Annotated in this window: 15 protein-coding genes; 13 read left to right on the top strand and 2 right to left on the bottom strand. The window is 72.3% G+C overall.

Annotated features, from left to right (window positions below; genetic code table 11):
• The first annotated feature begins 20 nt into the window (after window positions 1-20).
• Genes pyrR through FFG40_RS12800 form a run of 11 tightly spaced genes read left to right on the top strand, consistent with a single transcriptional unit; the run spans window position 21 to window position 13,313 of the window.
• Entirely contained in the window at window positions 21-620 is a 600-nt protein-coding gene (pyrR, locus tag FFG40_RS12850; RefSeq protein WP_017887177.1) for a bifunctional pyr operon transcriptional regulator/uracil phosphoribosyltransferase PyrR, read from the top strand.
• Window positions 620-1,594, top strand: coding sequence for an aspartate carbamoyltransferase catalytic subunit (locus FFG40_RS12845; RefSeq protein ID WP_027465742.1), 975 nt, complete (start codon window positions 620-622; stop codon window positions 1,592-1,594). Before pyrR ends, FFG40_RS12845 begins: the two co-directional genes overlap by 1 nt.
• Complete coding sequence (locus FFG40_RS12840; RefSeq protein WP_138803577.1) at window positions 1,591-2,949, top strand: dihydroorotase; 1,359 nt, start codon at window positions 1,591-1,593, stop codon at window positions 2,947-2,949. Before FFG40_RS12845 ends, FFG40_RS12840 begins: the two co-directional genes overlap by 4 nt.
• A complete protein-coding gene (locus FFG40_RS12835) occupies window positions 2,946-3,509 on the top strand; it encodes a hypothetical protein (protein ID WP_051596738.1) in 564 nt (187 codons plus the stop codon). Before FFG40_RS12840 ends, FFG40_RS12835 begins: the two co-directional genes overlap by 4 nt.
• Window positions 3,506-4,705, top strand: coding sequence for a glutamine-hydrolyzing carbamoyl-phosphate synthase small subunit (gene carA, locus FFG40_RS12830; RefSeq protein WP_027465740.1), 1,200 nt, complete (start codon window positions 3,506-3,508; stop codon window positions 4,703-4,705). The genes FFG40_RS12835 and carA overlap by 4 nt, the downstream gene beginning before the upstream one ends.
• Window positions 4,705-7,998 (top strand): carbamoyl-phosphate synthase large subunit, encoded by a 3,294-nt coding sequence (gene carB / locus FFG40_RS12825; RefSeq protein WP_138803576.1) that lies wholly within the window; start codon window positions 4,705-4,707, stop codon window positions 7,996-7,998. The genes carA and carB overlap by 1 nt, the downstream gene beginning before the upstream one ends.
• Window positions 7,995-8,894: an orotidine-5'-phosphate decarboxylase gene (gene pyrF / locus FFG40_RS12820; RefSeq protein WP_138803575.1), complete on the top strand. Its 900-nt coding sequence runs from the start codon at window positions 7,995-7,997 to the stop codon at window positions 8,892-8,894. Before carB ends, pyrF begins: the two co-directional genes overlap by 4 nt.
• Window positions 8,891-9,814, top strand: a complete 924-nt coding sequence (gmk, locus tag FFG40_RS12815; RefSeq protein WP_232536487.1) for a guanylate kinase — start codon at window positions 8,891-8,893, stop codon at window positions 9,812-9,814. The genes pyrF and gmk overlap by 4 nt, the downstream gene beginning before the upstream one ends.
• A gap of 27 nt (window positions 9,815-9,841) precedes the next feature.
• Window positions 9,842-10,105 (top strand): DNA-directed RNA polymerase subunit omega, encoded by a 264-nt coding sequence (rpoZ, locus tag FFG40_RS12810; protein WP_017887186.1) that lies wholly within the window; start codon window positions 9,842-9,844, stop codon window positions 10,103-10,105.
• Between the two features lie 5 nt (window positions 10,106-10,110).
• Window positions 10,111-11,322 carry a methionine adenosyltransferase gene (metK, locus tag FFG40_RS12805; RefSeq protein WP_110858970.1) on the top strand — a complete coding sequence of 404 codons (1,212 nt, stop codon included), beginning with the start codon at window positions 10,111-10,113 and terminating at the stop codon, window positions 11,320-11,322.
• Window positions 11,323-11,330: 8 nt separating this feature from the next.
• On the top strand, window positions 11,331-13,313 hold the full coding sequence (locus FFG40_RS12800; protein ID WP_138803574.1) for a primosomal protein N': 1,983 nt from the start codon (window positions 11,331-11,333) through the stop codon (window positions 13,311-13,313).
• A 124-nt stretch (window positions 13,314-13,437) separates the two neighbouring features.
• Here FFG40_RS12800 and FFG40_RS12795 read toward each other — a convergent pair whose 3' ends face one another.
• On the bottom strand, window positions 13,438-13,893 hold the full coding sequence (locus tag FFG40_RS12795) for a DUF4383 domain-containing protein (protein WP_071403720.1): 456 nt from the start codon (window positions 13,891-13,893) through the stop codon (window positions 13,438-13,440).
• A 134-nt stretch (window positions 13,894-14,027) separates the two neighbouring features.
• Between FFG40_RS12795 and fmt the strand changes: the two genes are divergently transcribed.
• A complete protein-coding gene (gene fmt, locus FFG40_RS12790; RefSeq protein WP_138803573.1) occupies window positions 14,028-14,963 on the top strand; it encodes a methionyl-tRNA formyltransferase in 936 nt (311 codons plus the stop codon).
• Window positions 14,960-16,528, top strand: coding sequence for an RsmB/NOP family class I SAM-dependent RNA methyltransferase (locus FFG40_RS12785; protein WP_260678872.1), 1,569 nt, complete (start codon window positions 14,960-14,962; stop codon window positions 16,526-16,528). Before fmt ends, FFG40_RS12785 begins: the two co-directional genes overlap by 4 nt.
• 24 nt (window positions 16,529-16,552) lie before the next feature.
• Here the strand turns inward: FFG40_RS12785 and FFG40_RS12780 are convergent, their stop codons facing one another.
• Window positions 16,553-17,206, bottom strand: a complete 654-nt coding sequence (locus FFG40_RS12780) for an NAD(P)-dependent oxidoreductase (protein WP_138803572.1) — start codon at window positions 17,204-17,206, stop codon at window positions 16,553-16,555.
• Window positions 17,207-17,239 lie beyond the last annotated feature (33 nt).

The following is a 17,239-nucleotide window of genomic DNA, read 5'->3' as shown; positions in this document are numbered from 1 at the left end:
GACCACGTCAGCATCCTTTAATGCCGTCCAGTGAGGCGGGGAAGGGGGTCGACGTGGGAACCAGAACGGTCCTGCAACAGCCCGACATCACGCGTGCCCTGACACGCATCGCGCACGAGATCCTCGAAGCCAACCACGGGGGCTCGGACCTCGTGCTCCTCGGCATCCCGACCCGCGGCGCCGTCCTGGCCGAACGTCTCGGCCGGATCCTGGCCGGCATCGAGCCGGAGTGGTCCTCGGCCGCCGGCGGCATCGGGACGGAGCGTGTCGGCACGCTCGACGTCACCATGCACCGGGACGACCTGGGCCACGGCATCGGTCGCGCGCCGCACCGGACGGTCATCCCCGCCGGCGGCATCGACGGCAAGGTCGTCGTGCTCGTCGACGACGTGCTCTACTCCGGGCGCACCGTCCGTGCCGCGCTCGACGCGCTGCAGGGCATCGGGCGGCCGCGTGCCGTCCGGCTCGCCGTGCTCGTCGACCGTGGCCACCGCGAGCTGCCGATCCGCGCGGACCACGTGGGCAAGAACCTGCCGACCGCGTCCGACGAGCGGGTCACGCTGCACCTGGCCGAGACCGACGGCGACGACACCGTGTTCATCGAGCAGGGGGTGGCGTGATGCGGCACCTGCTCTCCACCGCCGACCTGTCCCGCGACCAGGCCGTCCACATCCTCGACGTCGCCGAGGAGATGGCCGAGGTCAACACGCGCGAGGTCCGGAAGCTCCCGGCCCTGCGCGGCAAGACCGTGGTGAACCTGTTCTTCGAGGACTCCACGCGCACGCGCATCTCGTTCGAGGCCGCCGCGAAGCGCCTGTCGGCCGACGTCCTGAACTTCGCCGCGAAGGGCTCGAGCGTCTCGAAGGGTGAATCCCTGAAGGACACCGTGCAGACCCTCGGCGCGATGGGCATCGACGGCATCGTCATGCGCCACGGTGCATCGGGCGCCCCGCGGGTGCTCGCCGACGCCGACTGGATCGACGTCCCCGTGGTCAACGCCGGTGACGGGACCCACGAGCACCCGACGCAGGCACTGCTCGACGCGTTCACCATGCGCCGTCGCCTGCACGGCGCCGGGTCGCGCGGCCAGGGGCTCGACGGCGTGCGCGTCCTGATCATCGGCGACGTGCTGCACAGCCGGGTCGCCCGGTCGAACGCGTGGCTGCTCCGCACCCTCGGGGCGAGCGTGACGTTCGCCGCGCCGCCGACACTGCTGCCTGCCACCCCGACCCCGTTCGGCGCCGCGGTGCACCACGACCTCGACACCGCCCTGGCCGAGGACCCGGACGTCGTCATGACGCTCCGCATCCAGCAGGAACGCATGAACGACGCCTTCTTCCCGAACCCGCGCGAGTACACGCGGCACTGGGGCCTGACGGCGGCGCGCTTCGGGCGGCTGTCCGAGCGCACGCTGATCATGCACCCCGGTCCGATGAACCGCGGGCTCGAGATCGCTGGCGTCGCCGCCGACGACCCCCGCTCGACCGTCGTCGAGCAGGTCGAGAACGGCGTCTCGGTCCGGATGGCCGTCCTCTACCTCGCCCTGACGGGCAGTGCCGGCAACGGCACCGACGCGAAGGAGTCCGCCGCATGACCGCTCACCTGATCCGTGGCGCGCAGCTGGTCGACGGCTCGCGTGCCGACATCCGCCTGGAGGCCGGGCGCATCACCGCGGTCGGGTCCGGTCTCGACGCGGCCGGCGCCACCACCGTGGACGCGGACGGCCTCATCGCCCTGCCCGGTCTCGTGGACCTCCACACGCACCTGCGCGAGCCCGGTCACGAGGAGTCCGAGACGGTCCTCACCGGCTCGCGTGCCGCGGCTGCCGGCGGGTTCACCGCCGTCAACGCCATGGCGAACTCGAGCCCCGTCGCGGACACCGCCGGGGTCGTCGAGCAGGTCCAGGCGCTCGGTGACGACGCCGGCTACGTGACGGTCCGCCCGATCGGTGCCGTGTCACAGGGGCTGCAGGGCACCCACCTGTCCGAGATCGGCGCGATGGCGACCTCCCGGGCGAAGGTCCGGGTCTTCTCGGACGACGGCTCCTGCGTGGCCGACCCGCTGCTCATGCGCCGCGCACTCGAGTACATCAAGGGCTTCGGCGGGGTGCTCGCGCAGCACGCCCAGGAGCCCCGGCTGACCATCGGCGCGCAGATGAACGAGGGGCGACTGTCCTCGGAGCTCGGCCTCGCCGGCTGGCCCGCCGTCGCGGAAGAGGCGATCATCGCCCGCGACGTCCTGCTCGCCGACCACGTCGGAGCACGCCTGCACGTCTGCCACGTCTCGACGGCCGGCAGCGTCGAGGTGATCCGGTGGGCGAAGTCCCGTGGCATCGACGTCACGGCCGAGGTCACGCCGCACCACCTGGTGCTCACCGAGGACCTCATCGCCGGCCACGACGGTGCCCCCGGGTACGACGCCCGCTACAAGGTGAACCCGCCGCTCCGCGCCCGCGAGGACGTCGAGGCACTCCGCGCGGCCCTGGCCGACGGCACCATCGACATCGTCGCGACCGACCACGCACCGCACACCGCCGAGGCGAAGTGCTGCGAGTGGCCCGCCGCCGCGAACGGCATGGTCGGGCTCGAGTCCGCGCTGAGCGTGGTGCAGGCCGCGGTGGTCGACGACGGCCGGCTCGACTGGGCCGACGTCGCACGGGTGCTGTCCGAGGCACCGGCGCGGATCGGCCAGGTCGAGGGGCACGGGCAGCGGATCGCCGCGGGCGCTCCCGCCGAGATCACGCTCTACGACCCGTCGGCCAGTCGCGAGTTCGCGGTCACCGACCTCGCAGGGCAGTCGCAGAACTCGCCGTACCTCGGCATGACGCTGCCGGGCCGGGTCGTCGCCACCTTCCACCAGGGGTACGCGACGGTGCTCGACGGCAAGGTCGTCGACGCGGAGACGATCGCGGCGCACGCCGCGGCGTTCCGGACGGGGGCGCGCGCATGAGCGGCGACGCCCAGCGCTGGCTCCTCGGCGCGGTGATCCTGCTCGCGGTCGCCGCCCTGTTCGTGGCGATGGCGCGCACCTGGCGGACGCGGACCAGGAAGCAGGCGGAAGCCGTGCCTCCGGTCCGGGTGCCGGCCGACCTGGCGCCGGCGGTCGGGTCGTGGGACGGGTTCACCGTCGCGACGACCCGTGCCGACCAGCCGCTGGAACGCATCACCGCAGGCGGCCTCGGGTTCCGCGGCCGCGGCGGGGTGACGGTCCACGCGACCGGCGTGGTGATGCGCCTCGCCGGCACCGACGACCGCTGGATCGCGCGTGACGCGGTCCGCGGCGCCGACCGCTCCACGTGGGCGATCGACCGAGTGGTCGAACCCGGGGGACTGGTCCGTCTGCGATGGACGGCGACCGGCGCCGCAGGTGCGACGGACCTGGACACCTACTTCCGGTTCCCGGAGGGCGACGCAGCCGCGCTGCACGCCCTGCAGGGACTGACCGAGACCGGGCCGCAGGCGACTGCGGCCGATGCTCCGCGAACCGCGGGCGAAGGGAAGAAAGCATGACACGCGAACGGGCCGTCCTGGTCCTCGAAGACGGCACCCGGTACGACGGCTGGGCCTACGGCGCCCGTGGGCGCACGCTCGGTGAGGTGGTCTTCGCGACCGGCATGACCGGCTACCAGGAGACGCTGACCGACCCCTCCTACGCCGGACAGATCGTGGTGCAGACCGCGCCGCACATCGGCAACACGGGCGTGAACGACGAGGACCCCGAGTCCCGTCGCATCTGGGTCGCCGGGTACGTGGTGCGCGACCCCAGCCGCGTGGTGTCGAACCACCGCGCGAACGCCACGCTCGACGACCACCTGGTGCGCGACGGCATCGTCGGCATCTCCGGCATCGACACCCGCGCGCTCACCCGCCGCATCCGTGACGCCGGCGCCATGAAGGGCGGCGTCTTCAGCGGTGCGGACGCCGCACTGCCCGCCGAGTCGCAGCTGGACGCGGTCGTGTCGCAGGCGACGATGGCCGGCGCGAGCTTCTCGGCGGTCGTGTCCACCCCGGAGCCCTACGTCGTCCCCGCAGTCGGCGAGCAGATCGGCACCCTGGCCGTGCTCGACCTCGGCGTGAAGGCCTCGACCACCCGGTACCTCGCCGCCCGCGGCTTCGAGGTGCACGTGGTGCCGCAGGACATCTCCGCCCCGGAGCTGGAAGCCCTCGCACCGGACGCCCTGTTCTACTCGAACGGCCCCGGCGACCCCGCCGCGTCGGACGCGCAGGTGGAACTGCTGCAGGACAGCCTGCGTACCGGCCGGCCCTTCTTCGGCATCTGCTTCGGCAACCAGCTGCTCGGCCGTGCGCTCGGCTTCGGCACCTACAAGCTGCCCTTCGGTCACCGCGGCATCAACCAGCCGGTGCTCGACACGACCACGGGCAAGGTCGAGATCACGAGCCAGAACCACGGCTTCGCGGTCGACGCACCCCTCGGCGAGGTCCTCGAGTCGCCCGCCGGGTTCGGTCGGGTCGAGGTCTCGCACTACTCGCTGAACGACAACGTGGTCGAGGGCCTCCGCGCGCTCGACGTGCCCGCGTTCAGCGTGCAGTACCACCCCGAGGCCGCCGCCGGACCGCACGACAGCATGTACCTCTTCGACCGGTTCGCGGACATGGTGCGCGAGCGTCGCGACGGGGAGCCGCTCGACGCGGCCACCGCCGATGCCACGACCCCCGCAGCAGACATCACCAAGGAAGCGAACTGATGCCCAAGCGCGCAGACATCAACTCCGTCCTCGTCATCGGTTCCGGCCCGATCGTCATCGGTCAGGCCGCCGAGTTCGACTACTCCGGCACCCAGGCGTGCCGCGTCCTCCGGGCCGAGGGCGTCCGGGTCATCCTGGTCAACCCGAACCCGGCGACGATCATGACCGACCCCGACTTCGCCGACGCGACCTACATCGAGCCGATCACGAACGCGTCGCTCGAGGAGATCATCCGCATCGAGAAGCCGGATGCCGTCCTGCCGACCCTCGGCGGCCAGACGGCCCTGAACGCGGCCATCGCGCTCGACGAGGCCGGCATCCTCACCAAGCACGGCGTCGAGCTCATCGGTGCCAAGGTCGAGGCGATCCAGCGCGGCGAGGACCGTCAGCTCTTCAAGGAGCTCGTGCTCGAGTCCGGTGCCGACGTCGCCCGCAGCCACATCGCGCACACGCTCGAAGAAGCGAAGGAGTTCGCGAAGGACCTCGGGTACCCGCTGGTCGTCCGCCCGTCCTTCACCATGGGCGGCCTCGGCTCGGGCTTCGCCTACAACGAGGCCGAACTCGTCCGCTTCGTCGGCGACGGGCTGCAGTCCAGCCCGACGACCGAGGTCCTGCTCGAGGAGTCCATCCTCGGCTGGAAGGAGTACGAGCTCGAGCTGATGCGCGACAACTACGACAACACCGTCGTCATCTGCTCCATCGAGAACGTCGACCCCGTCGGTGTCCACACCGGTGACTCGATCACGGTCGCCCCCGCGCTGACCCTGACCGACCGCGAGTACCAGAACATGCGGAACATCGGCATCGACATCATCCGTCGCGTCGGTGTCGACACCGGCGGCTGCAACATCCAGTTCGCCGTCGACCCGTCCGACGGCCGCGTCATCGTCATCGAGATGAACCCCCGCGTGTCCCGCTCGTCGGCCCTCGCGTCGAAGGCCACGGGCTTCCCGATCGCCAAGATCGCCGCGAAGCTCGCCATCGGCTACCGGCTCGACGAGATCGAGAACGACATCACGAAGGTCACCCCGGCGAGCTTCGAGCCGACGCTCGACTACGTGGTCGTGAAGACCCCGCGGTTCGCGTTCGAGAAGTTCCCGGCCGCCGACGCCACCCTCACCACGACGATGAAGAGCGTCGGCGAGGCGATGGCCATCGGCCGGAACTACGCCACCGCACTGCAGAAGTCGCTGCGCTCGCTCGAGAAGCGCGGGTCGAGCTTCCACTGGGACACCCCGGCGGCCGAGCTCGACAAGGACGCCCTGCTGACGAAGTCGTCGATCCCGACCGACGGTCGCATCGTGACGGTCCAGCAGGCCCTGGTCGCGGGTGCCACCGCGGACGAGGTCTTCGAGGCCACCAAGATCGACCCCTGGTTCATCGACCAGATCGTGCTCATCAACGAGGTCGCGGACGAGGTCCGTGCCGCCGAGTCCCTCGACGCGGACACCCTGCGCTGGGCGAAGGAGCACGGCTTCAGCGACACCCAGATCGCGAGCCTGCGCAGCTCGGACGCGGCACCGGTCTCCGAGCAGCAGGTCCGTGACGAGCGGCACGCCCAGGGCATCCGGCCCGTCTTCAAGACGGTCGACACCTGCGCCGGCGAGTTCCCGGCCCTGACGCCGTACCACTACTCGTCGTACGACACCGAGACCGAGGTCGTCCCGAGCGACCGCAAGAAGGTCGTCATCCTCGGCTCCGGCCCGAACCGCATCGGGCAGGGCGTCGAGTTCGACTACTCCTGCGTGCACGCGTCCTTCGCGCTGAGCGCCGCCGGGTTCGAGACGATCATGATCAACTGCAACCCCGAGACCGTGTCGACCGACTACGACACCTCGGACCGCCTGTACTTCGAGCCCCTGACCGCCGAGGACGTCCTCGAGGTCATCGAGGCCGAGGCCGCGTCCGGCGAGCTCGTCGGCGTCGTCGTGCAGCTCGGTGGTCAGACCGCCCTGGGCCTGGCGAAGCCGCTCGAGGCTGCTGGCATCCCGATCCTCGGCACCAGCCCGACCGCGATCGACTCGGCCGAGGAGCGCGGACAGTTCTCCGCCATCCTCGACGCCGCCGGTCTGCTCGCACCGCGGAACGGCACGGCCCACGACCTGGCGAGCGCGACCACGGTGGCCGAGGAGATCGGGTACCCCGTCCTCGTCCGCCCGTCGTTCGTGCTCGGCGGCCGCGGCATGGAGATCCTCTACGACTCCCCGTCGCTCGCGGACTACTTCGACCGGATGGCCGACCAGGCGATCATCGGCCCGGAGCTCCCGCTGCTGGTCGACCGGTTCCTGGACGACGCCGTCGAGATCGACGTGGACGCGCTCTTCGACGGCGAGCGGCTGTACATCGGCGGCATCATGGAGCACCTCGAAGAGGCCGGCATCCACTCCGGCGACTCGGCGTGCACCCTGCCTCCGGTCGGCCTCGGCCGCGCGGAGATCCAGGGCGTGGTCGACGCGACCGAGAAGATCGCCCGCGGCATCGGCGTGCAGGGCCTGCTCAACGTCCAGTTCGCCATCGGCGCCGGCGTGCTCTACGTCCTCGAGGCGAACCCGCGCGCCAGCCGCACGGTGCCCTTCGTCTCGAAGGCGCTCGGCATCCCGCTGGCCAAGGCCGCGTCCCGCATCATGACCGGCACCACGGTCGCCGAGCTCGTCGCCGAGGGCATGCTGCCCGAGCGTGACGGCGCGTTCGTGCCCGCGCAGTCGCCGGTCGCCGTGAAGGAGGCCGTGCTGCCCTTCCGTCGCTTCCGCACCCGCGAGGGCCAGGTCGTCGACTCGGTGCTCAGCCCCGAGATGCGCTCCACCGGCGAGGTCATGGGCATCGACCGCGACTTTCCGCGGGCCTTCCTCAAGTCGCAGGACGCCGCGTACGGCGGCCTGCCGACCAGCGGCACGGTCTTCGTGAGCGTCGCCGACACCGACAAGCGTGCGATCGTGCTGCCGGTGCACCGCCTGCAGCAGCTCGGCTTCACGATCATCGCGACCGAGGGCACGGCGGAGATCCTCCGCCGCAACGGCATCGAGGTCGGGATCGTCGGCAAGTACAGCCAGGGCGGCGAGAGCGTCGTCGACCTGCTCGCCACGGGCGAGGTCGACATCGTCATCAACACGCCGTCGGGTGCCGCCGGTCGTGCGGACGGGTACGAGATCCGTGCGGCCACGGTGGCGGCGGACAAGCCGCTCTTCACGACGATCGCGCAGATCGGGGCGGCCGTCGCGGCGATCGAGACGATCGGTTCGCCGCTCAACGTCCGCAGCCTGCAGGACTACGCGCGCGAGCGCGCGACCTGGTGACGGCTGCCGGCGTGGACACGCCCCGGTCTGGAGGCCCGGCCTCCTTCGGCGTACGCCTCGCGTCCGCCATGGGGGAGCGTTCACCGCTCTGCGTCGGGATCGACCCCCACGCCGCCACCCTGGCGGCGTGGGGGCTCGCCCGCGACGAGCAGGGCCTCACGGCGTTCGGCGCGACGCTGGTCGACGCGGCCGCCGGCCGCGCGGCGATCGTGAAGCCGCAGGTCGCCTTCTTCGAGGCGGCGGGGGTGGCGGGCTACCGTGCGCTCGACGCGACGATCCGCCGGGCACGCGATGCGGGCCTCCTGGTCGTCGCCGACGTGAAGCGGGGCGACATCGGGACCACCGGTGACGACTACGCGCTCGCGTGGCTCGACCGTGACGGGCCGTTCGCGGCTGACGCGATGACCGTGTCGCCGTACCTCGGGTACGGCTCGCTCCGGGGCACGATCGACGTCGCGCGCCGGAACGGTGCCGGGGTCTTCGTGCTCGCGGCGACGAGCAACCCCGAGGCCCGGGTGCTCCAGACCGCGGTGCTGGCAGAGGGACCGCGTACCGGCCGGACGGTCGCGGCCGGTATCGTCTTGGACGTGGCAGACGACAACCGGTCCGTGGGCGATCAGGCCCTCGGCGACGTCGGGCTCGTGCTCGGCGCGACCCTTCACCTCGACGACTTCGGCATCGACGCGGACGCGATCGGCACGGCGCCGGTCCTCGCCCCGGGCTTCGGTGCCCAGGGCGCCCGCATCGAGGACCTCCGTGCGCTGTACGGCGCGCGTGCCGAGCAGGTGCTCGTGAGCGAGTCGCGCGGCCTGCTGACCGACGGTCCGGACGGTGCTGCGGCGCTCGTCGCCGACCGCGCGGACCGCATCCGCACCGCACTGGCGGCGGCAGCGTGACCGACGACCACGAGGGCCTGCCCGCCCACCGCACCCCGCCAGAGGTGGACCGCGTCGCCGCGGCGAAGGCCGCCGTCGCCGCGCGACGCGCCCGGGCCGCGGTGAAGGCCGCGATCGCGTCGGGGGAGCGCTCCGCGCTCGACGTCGCCCGTGCCGCGTGGGACGACTCGCTGGTCGAGACGACCTCGGCGGAACGCTCGCTGCGGGTCCGTGACCTGCTGGTGAGCCTGCCGGGCATCGGCCCCGCGCGGGCCGAGGCGATCATGGGGTCCCTGCGGATCGCACCGTCGAAGCGCCTCGGTGGCCTGGGGACCCGGCAGCGCGCGGCCCTGGCCGACTGGCTCGCCGCCCGCGGTCGCAAGCGTGGTGCCTCGAAGCTCGTCGTGCTCGCCGGACCCACCGCGGTCGGCAAGGGCACGGTCAGCGCGCACATCCGACAGCACTACCCGGACGTCAACCTCAGCGTCTCCGCCACCACGCGGAAGCCGCGCCCCGGCGAGGTCGACGGCGTGCACTACTACTTCGTGGACGACGACGAGTTCGACCGCATGATCCGCGACCGTGAGCTGCTCGAGTGGGCGACCGTCCACAACTCGTACCGCTACGGCACCCCGCGCCCGCCGATCGACCGCGCGCTCGACGCCGGCGAGAAGGTCATGCTCGAGATCGACCTGCAGGGCGCCCGGCAGGTCCGCGACGCCATGCCCGAGGCGGTGCTCGTGTTCCTGCTGCCCCCGACGTGGGAGGAACTGGTGCGCCGGCTCATCGGCCGCGGGACCGAATCCGCGGAGGAACAAGCGCGTCGCCTCGAGACCGCGAAGGTCGAGCTGGCCGCCCAGGACGAGTTCGACGTGCGGATCGTGAACTCCGATGTCGGCACCGCGGCACGTGAGGTCGTAGACTTGTTCTCTGCGCCCTGACGGGTGCACTGACTTCGAGGAGACACCATGGCCAACCCCCAGGGCATCATCGACCCGCCCATCGACGACCTGCTCAGCAAGGTCGAGTCGAAGTACGCGCTCGTCATCTTCGCGTCCAAGCGCGCCCGCCAGATCAACGACTACTACGCCGACCTGCACGAGGGCTCGCTCTTCGACAACGTCGGACCGCTCGTCGACTCGACGATCGACGACAAGCCGCTGTCCGTCGCGCTCCACGAGATCAACGAGGACAAGCTCACCGTCACCAAGCAGCAGCAGCCCACCGACTGATCCCGGTGACTGCAGCTGCTCTCCGCCTCTTCACGTCCGAGTCGGTGACCGAGGGGCACCCCGACAAGATCTGCGACCAGATCTCGGACAGCATCCTCGACGCACTGCTCACGGTCGACCCGAACGCGCGCGTCGCCGTCGAGACGATGGTGACCACCGGGCTCGTGCACGTCGCCGGCGAGGTCACGACCTCCGGCTACGTCGAGATCCCCAAGCTCGTCCGTGACGTCATCACCGGCATCGGCTACAACTCGTCGGACGTCTCGTTCGACGGTGCCACGTGCGGTGTCGAGGTCTCGATCGGCGCGCAGTCGCCGGACATCGCGCAGGGTGTGGACGAGTCGCTCGACTCCCGCACCGGTGCGGTCGACCCGCTCGACCGTCAGGGCGCCGGCGACCAGGGCATCATGTTCGGCTTCGCGACGAACGAGACCCCCGAGTACATGCCGGTCGCGATCTGGCTGGCGCACCGCCTGGCCGAGCGCCTGGCCGCGGTCCGGAAGTCGGGCGAGCTGTCGTTCCTGCGCCCGGACGGCAAGACCCAGGTCACCATCGGGTACGACGGCGTCGTTCCGAAGACCGTCGAGACCGTCGTGCTCTCCACGCAGCATTCGCCGAGCGTCACGCTCGACGAACTCACCGCCGCGATCACCGAGCACGTGATCCGTCCGGTCCTCGACCTGGTCGACCTCGACTCGTCGCACGTCGACGTCATCGTGAACCCGACCGGCCGCTTCGAGATCGGCGGTCCCCAGGGCGACGCCGGGCTCACCGGCCGCAAGGTGATCGTCGACACCTACGGCGGGGCCTCCCGTCACGGTGGCGGCGCGTTCAGCGGCAAGGACCCGTCGAAGGTCGACCGTTCGGCGGCGTACGCGCTGCGCTGGGTCGCCAAGAACGCGGTCGCCGCGGGGCTCGCCGACCGGCTCGAGGTGCAGGTCGCGTACGCGATCGGCCGTGCGAAGCCCGTCGGGCTCTACGTCGAGACCTTCGGCACCGGACACGTCGACGACGCCACGATCGAGGCCGCCATCCGCCAGGTGTTCGACCTGCGTCCGGCCGCGATCATCCGCGACCTCGACCTGCTCCGACCGATCTACGCGCAGACCGCGACCTACGGCCACTTCGGCCGCGAGCTCCCCGGGTTCACGTGGGAGCAGCTCGACCGTGTCGAGGAACTCCGCGCCGCCGCAGGACTCGTCGCCGCGACCGTCTGAAGCACCGCGTGACCACCGTCGCGCGCGTCGTCCTCGACTCGCCGCTCCCGCAGTTGGACCGTCTGTTCGACTACCGGGTACCGGCCGAGCTCGAGGACGACTGCGTGGCGGGGGTCCGCGTCAAGGTGCCGCTGCGCACCGGGGCGCGGATGTCCGACGGCTACGTGGTCGAGATCGTCACCGAGGGTGAGTACCCAGGTGAGTTGAGCCAGATCGAGGCCGTCCTGTCCCCGGTGCCCGTCCTGGCGCCGGAGATCTGGACCCTCGCGCGCGCCGTCGCCGACCGGGCCGCGGGGGTCGCCTCCGACGTGCTGCGCCTCGCCGTGCCCCCGCGGCAGGTGCGCGCCGAGAAGGCCTGGCTCGCCCGTGACACCGCGTGGTCGCCGCCGCCGGTGACCGCCCCGCCCGTCACCGGCTACGCCGACGGCGTCCTGGAGGCCGTGGTGACGGAGCACGGACGCGCTGCGGTCGCCGCCGTGCCCCAGCCCGTGGCGTTGGGTGACGCGGACGCGCCGGTCTGGGTCCCGGGGTGGGCCGCCACGCTCGCCCAGGCGGCCGCGCACACGGTGGCGGCCGAGCAGTCCGCGGTGATCGCCGTTCCGGACTTCCGCGACGTCATCGACCTCGAGCGTGCCCTGCTCGCCGTGATGCCACCGGAGCGGGTGGTGCGCTTCGACGCCAAGCAGACGAACGGGCAGCGCGCGAAGGCACTGCTGCAGGCCCGCACGCACCCGGTGGTCGCGATCGGCAACCGCACCGCGATGTACGCACCGGCGACGGAGCTCGGCCTGATCGCCATGTGGGACGACGGCGATGCCTCGTTCATCGAGCAGCGGGCGCCCTACGTGCACACGCGCGACGTCGCTCTGGTGCGGGCCGCCCAGTCCGGTGCCGCGCTGCTGTTCGTTGCACACGCGCGCAGCACCGACGTGCAGCGCCTGGTCGAGCTGCACTGGCTGCAGGACGTCGCGCCGTACCGCGTGAAGACCCCGAAGGTCATCCCCACCGTGCAGCAGACCGGGGCCGAGGGGTTCGCCGCGCAGGCGCGCATCCCGAGCTCTGCGTGGCGTGCCGCGCGCGAGGCCAGCCAGCACGGTGCCGTCCTGGTGCAGGTCGCGAGCCCGGGCTTCGGCACCGGGCTGGTCTGTGCCGAGTGCGGCGAACGCGCGCACTGCCGGGTCTGCGGCGGGCCGCTCGGCAGCCCGCACCGTGGCGCCACGCCCCAGTGCCGGTTCTGCGGAGCGCTGGCCGTCGGGTTCCGCTGCCCGACGTGCGGCAACGGCACCGTCAAGCCGGTCGGTCAGGGAGCGCAACGGACCGCCGACGAACTCGGGCGGGCGTTCCCCGGCACGCGGATCGTCGTCGCCGACGGCTCTCGCCCGCTCGACGAGGTCCCCGCCCGCCCGTCCATCGTCGTCGCCACCCGTGGGGCCGAGCCGTCGGTGCCGGGGGGCTACGCCTGCGTGCTGCTGCTGGACGGTGAGAAGATGCTCGCCCGCGAGGGGCTGCGCGTGCAGGAGGACGTCCTGCGCTTCTGGACGAACGCGGCGGCGAAGTCGGCTCCCGGAGCCGAGGTGTACCTGGTCGGGATCGGCGGTCGGCTGGCCTCGGCGATGGCCCTGTGGCGACTCGACGGACCCGCGCACGACGAACTGACCGACCGCCGCGAACTGCACTTCCCGCCGGCGGTCCGGGTGGCGACGATGACCGGTACCGACGAAGCCGTCACCGCGGCGGTCGAAGCGCTCGGCGACGCCGTCGTCGGTCCGGTGCTCGGCCCGGTCCCGGTCGAGGACGACGCCCTGCCCGGCACGGTCCGGGCGATCGTGCGGTTCCCGTACGCACACGGGGCCGAGGTCGCCGCGACGCTCAAGGCCGAGGTCATCCGGCGCTCGTCGACCCGGCGGGTGCTCAAGGGCGGCAACCGCCGACGCGCCGCTCCGACGCTGCGGGTGCGGTTGGACGACGCCGAACCGTTCTCCGAGGTCTGACGCCGTCGGGCCCGCTTGGGCACGACTGGTGGCCCAAATGCAGAACGACACCGTCGACGTCGTGGGACGTCGGCGGTGTCGTTCGGGGTCTACCGCCGTGCGGCGACCGGCTGGTTCGGGTCGGTCAGGCGTTGGCGGGTCGGCGACGCTCACGCGGCAGCACGACGCCGAGGGCGACCATGCCGATGGCGAGGACGAGGTGCAGCCAGTTGTCGGCGTTGTTCAGCGGGACGAAGTTCGCACCCGAGCTGTGGCCGGCGGTGAACAGGCCGTAGATCCACAGCACGAAGTAGACGATCCCGCCGATCACCAGGTACATCCGCGAACCGGAGGCACGGTTGGCGGCGAGCAGTCCGACGACGCCGAACAGCAGGTGCACGATGTTGTGCAGCACGGACACCTGGAAGATGCCGAGCAGCATGCCCATCGACTCGTGTCCGGCCCCGGCCAGGTCGCCGGTCGTGATGCCGGGGACGAACCCGGCGATCCCGACGAGCAGGAACACGATGCCGACCACGAGGGCGGCCTTCTGGACGGACGAACCGGCGTAGCGGTTGGTGGCGGTGGTGACGTCGCTCATGGGGTTTCCTCTCCTGATGTGGTTCAGACCGTACGCAGCCGATGCTCTGCTGTCCCCAAGGTGAGCCGGAACGCGCACCGTGACGCTGGCGACCGGGCAAGGCGCAGTGGCTCGCGCGTGGGAGGATCGAACCCATGCGTCTCGTCGTCGCCGGCAGCCCCGCTGCGGCCGTCCCCACCCTCCGCCGTCTGGCGGCGTCCGACCACGAGATCGTCGCGGTGCTCACCCGGCCGGCCACTCCGCAGGGCCGCAAGCGTGTCCTCACCCCGACCCCGGTGGCCGTCGTCGCCGCGGAGCTCGGTCTGCCGGTCATCGAGGCCTCGCGGGTCGACGACGCCGTCACCGCGCGGATCGCGGACCTCGGCGTCGACCTCGGCGTGATCGTCGCCTACGGTGCACTGCTCCGCCGCCCGGCGCTCGACGCCCCGAGGCACGGCTGGATCAACCTGCACTTCTCCGACCTGCCGGCGTACCGCGGCGCGGCTCCCGTGCAGCGTGCGGTGATCGCCGGCGACACCCGGACCGCCGCGACGGTCTTCCAGCTGGTCGAGGCGCTCGACGCCGGCCCGGTCTACGCCGCGCGGCCCTTCGAGATCGACCCCGATGCCACCTCGGGCGAGGTCCTCGCGGCGATGGCCGAGGTCGGCGCCGACGTGGTGGCCGATGTCGTGGACGCCATCGCCGACGGCACCGCCGTCGCGACCGAACAGTCCGGCGAACCCACGGTCGCCCCGAAGCTCACGATCGACGACGGCCGCATCGACTTCGCCGCGCCCGCCACCGTCGTGCACGCGCGGCTGCGCGGGGTCACGCCCGAGCCCGGCGCGTACGCCCACCTGGGCGAGACCCGCGTGAAGCTGCTCCGCAGCAGGACGGAGCCGGGAGGCGCGCAGGACCCCGCCCCGTCTCTCGCGCCGGGTGCGCTCGCACTCCACGGCGGTCGGCTGCTGGTCGGGACCGCCGACACCCCGCTGGTGCTGCTCGAGGTGCAGCCGGCCGGCAAGAAGGCGATGGACGCCGCCGCCTGGGCCCGTGGCCTCGGCGAACTGGACGGGAAGGTCCTCGCATGAGCCCCCAGACGAAGCCCCAGGGTGCCCGCCGCGGCCCGCGTCCGGCCAGCGCCCGCCGCGTGGCCTTCGACGTGCTCCGCGCCGTGCAGGTCGACGACGCCTACGCGAACCTGCTGCTGCCGACGCGCATCCGCCGCGCCGGGCTCACGGCCCGCGACGCCGGGTTCGCGACCGAGCTCACCTACGGGTCGATCCGGATGCTCGGCCGCTACGACGTGATCATCGCGCTGGCCTCCGGTCGCCGGGCCGAGAACATCGAGGCGGACGTCCTCGACGTGATGCGCCTCGGTGCGCACCAGCTGCTCGCCATGCGCACGCCGACGCACGCCGCAGTCGACGCCACGGTCGAGCTCGCCCGCGAGGTCGGTGCCCGCCGCGCGACCGGGTTCGTGAACGCCGTGATGCGCAAGGTCGCCGCCCGCACCGACCAGGAGTGGGACGCCCTGATCACCGAGGGCCGCGCCGGTGACGCCCTGCTCGCCACCCGGTGGTCGCACCCCGTCTGGGTCGTCTCGGCGCTCCGCGACGCCCTGGCCGCCGAACGCTCCCGCGACGAGCTCGCCGCCCTGCTCGCCGCTGACAACGCCGCACCCCGGGTGCAGCTCGCGGCCCTGCCCGGACTCGCCACCGACGAGGACATCGCCACCGCGACCGCCCGCACGGCCCCGGACGACGACACCGACGCCGCGTTCGCCGACGCGACCGGTGCGGACGACGTGCCCGCGGCCCTGGTGCCCGCGGACGACGAACCGGAGGCCGACGGCGCGACCGGCACCGTGCCTCCCGTCCGGGCCGAGGAGCCCGTCGTGCAGGCGGACGCCGCGCCGGTGTCGCCCGTCGGCATCCGCGGCATCAGCGGCGACCCGGCGCGCGTGCCGGGCGTCGCCGCCGGACGCCTGCGCGTGCAGGACGAGGGGTCGCAGCTCGCCGCGCTGGCGCTGAGCCGCTCGTCGGACGTGCGTGCGGGGGAGCGGTGGCTCGACATGTGCGCCGGGCCCGGCGGCAAGGCCGCGCTGCTCGCCGCCGAGGCGCAGCAGGGCGGGGCGACCCTGGTCGCCAACGAGCTCGTGCCCGCCCGCGCCGGACTCGTGCGGAACGCCCTCGGCGTGTTCGGTGACCACGTGCGGGTCGTCGAGGGCGACGCCCGTCGGTACGGCCGCGACGGCACCGGGATGACCTTCGACCGCATCCTGCTCGACGCCCCGTGCACCGGGCTCGGCGCGCTGCGTCGCCGACCGGAAGCACGCTGGCGAAAGCTCCCCGAGGACGTCGAGGAGCTCGCTGCCCTGCAGACCGAACTGCTCGACGCCGCCGTCCGGGTGCTCGCACCGGGTGGGACCCTGGCGTACGTGACGTGTTCGCCGCACCTGGCCGAGACCCGCGGGCAGGTCGACGCGCTGATGGGGCGGCACGGGGACCGGCTCGAGCAGCTCGACACCGCCACGATCGTCCGGGTTGTCGCCGCGCGCGACCCCGAGATCGCGGACGGTGCCACGGCGCAGCTGTGGCCGCACCGCATCGGGACGGACGCGATGTTCATCGCGCTGTTCCGTCGCGTCGACTGACCACCCCGCCGACCGGGATCGGGCTCAGCGCGACCGTCGGTAGGCACTGCCGTCGCACGTGTGCACGGCCGTGTCGTCGAACAAGGTGCGCAGGTTGTACGCGGCGCAGTCCCGGAAGGTACCGATGCTGATCCACCGCGCCGAGCGGCGCAGCTCGCCCTTGGATGGGCCGTCCGAACCGATGCCGGCGCGGTGGACCGTCCAGGCGATGTCCTGCGCCTCGGCGTCGAGGTAGCGCATCACCGACTCGTTGTCCGCGTGCTGTCCGATGTACTCCCGCGCGAGCGTCGACCGGACGAGGCGGAGCACGGGCGCGAGCCGCTTGCCGGGAGGCGCACTCAGCCCACCGGCCTGGTAGAGCAGCCGCCGGCTGCCGCTCCGGCGCATGGCCGGCACGAGCGTGCGGACGAACGCGGTGTTGACCGGTCGCTCGCGCTGCGCGGCGACGTCCCCGAGCATCACGACCACGCCCGTCACGCCCTCGAGCAGCGCGTCGAGGTCGAGGCCGTCGGTGACCGAGCCCTGCACGACCTGCAGGTCGTCGTGCTGGACCGCCAGCTTCGACGGTGTCCGGACGACGGCGCGGACACGGTGTCCGGCATCGAGTGCGAGCCGGGTGAAGTGCTGGCCGGTCTGTCCGGTCGCGCCGAACACGAGGAGGGTCTGTTGCGAAGGCATGTCGTCAAACTAGGCGTTGCCTAGAAAATAGTC

It is taken from the genome of Curtobacterium sp. KBS0715 (assembly GCF_005938005.2).
Classification (GTDB): Bacteria; Actinomycetota; Actinomycetes; order Actinomycetales; family Microbacteriaceae; genus Curtobacterium; species Curtobacterium flaccumfaciens.
This window is presented reverse-complemented; position numbering and strand designations above follow the sequence as displayed.

Coding starts and splice junctions, on each gene's coding strand:
- carB (WP_138803576.1), top strand. CDS start 4,705: ATGCCCAAGCGCGCAGACATCAACTCCGTCCTCGTCATCGGTTCCGGC.
- fmt (WP_138803573.1), top strand. CDS start 14,028: ATGCGTCTCGTCGTCGCCGGCAGCCCCGCTGCGGCCGTCCCCACCCTC.
- FFG40_RS12785 (WP_260678872.1), top strand. CDS start 14,960: ATGAGCCCCCAGACGAAGCCCCAGGGTGCCCGCCGCGGCCCGCGTCCG.
- FFG40_RS12780 (WP_138803572.1), bottom strand. CDS start 17,206: ATGCCTTCGCAACAGACCCTCCTCGTGTTCGGCGCGACCGGACAGACC.
- FFG40_RS12835 (WP_051596738.1), top strand. CDS start 2,946: ATGAGCGGCGACGCCCAGCGCTGGCTCCTCGGCGCGGTGATCCTGCTC.
- FFG40_RS12795 (WP_071403720.1), bottom strand. CDS start 13,893: ATGAGCGACGTCACCACCGCCACCAACCGCTACGCCGGTTCGTCCGTC.
- rpoZ (WP_017887186.1), top strand. CDS start 9,842: ATGGCCAACCCCCAGGGCATCATCGACCCGCCCATCGACGACCTGCTC.
- FFG40_RS12840 (WP_138803577.1), top strand. CDS start 1,591: ATGACCGCTCACCTGATCCGTGGCGCGCAGCTGGTCGACGGCTCGCGT.
- carA (WP_027465740.1), top strand. CDS start 3,506: ATGACACGCGAACGGGCCGTCCTGGTCCTCGAAGACGGCACCCGGTAC.
- FFG40_RS12845 (WP_027465742.1), top strand. CDS start 620: ATGCGGCACCTGCTCTCCACCGCCGACCTGTCCCGCGACCAGGCCGTC.
- pyrR (WP_017887177.1), top strand. CDS start 21: ATGCCGTCCAGTGAGGCGGGGAAGGGGGTCGACGTGGGAACCAGAACG.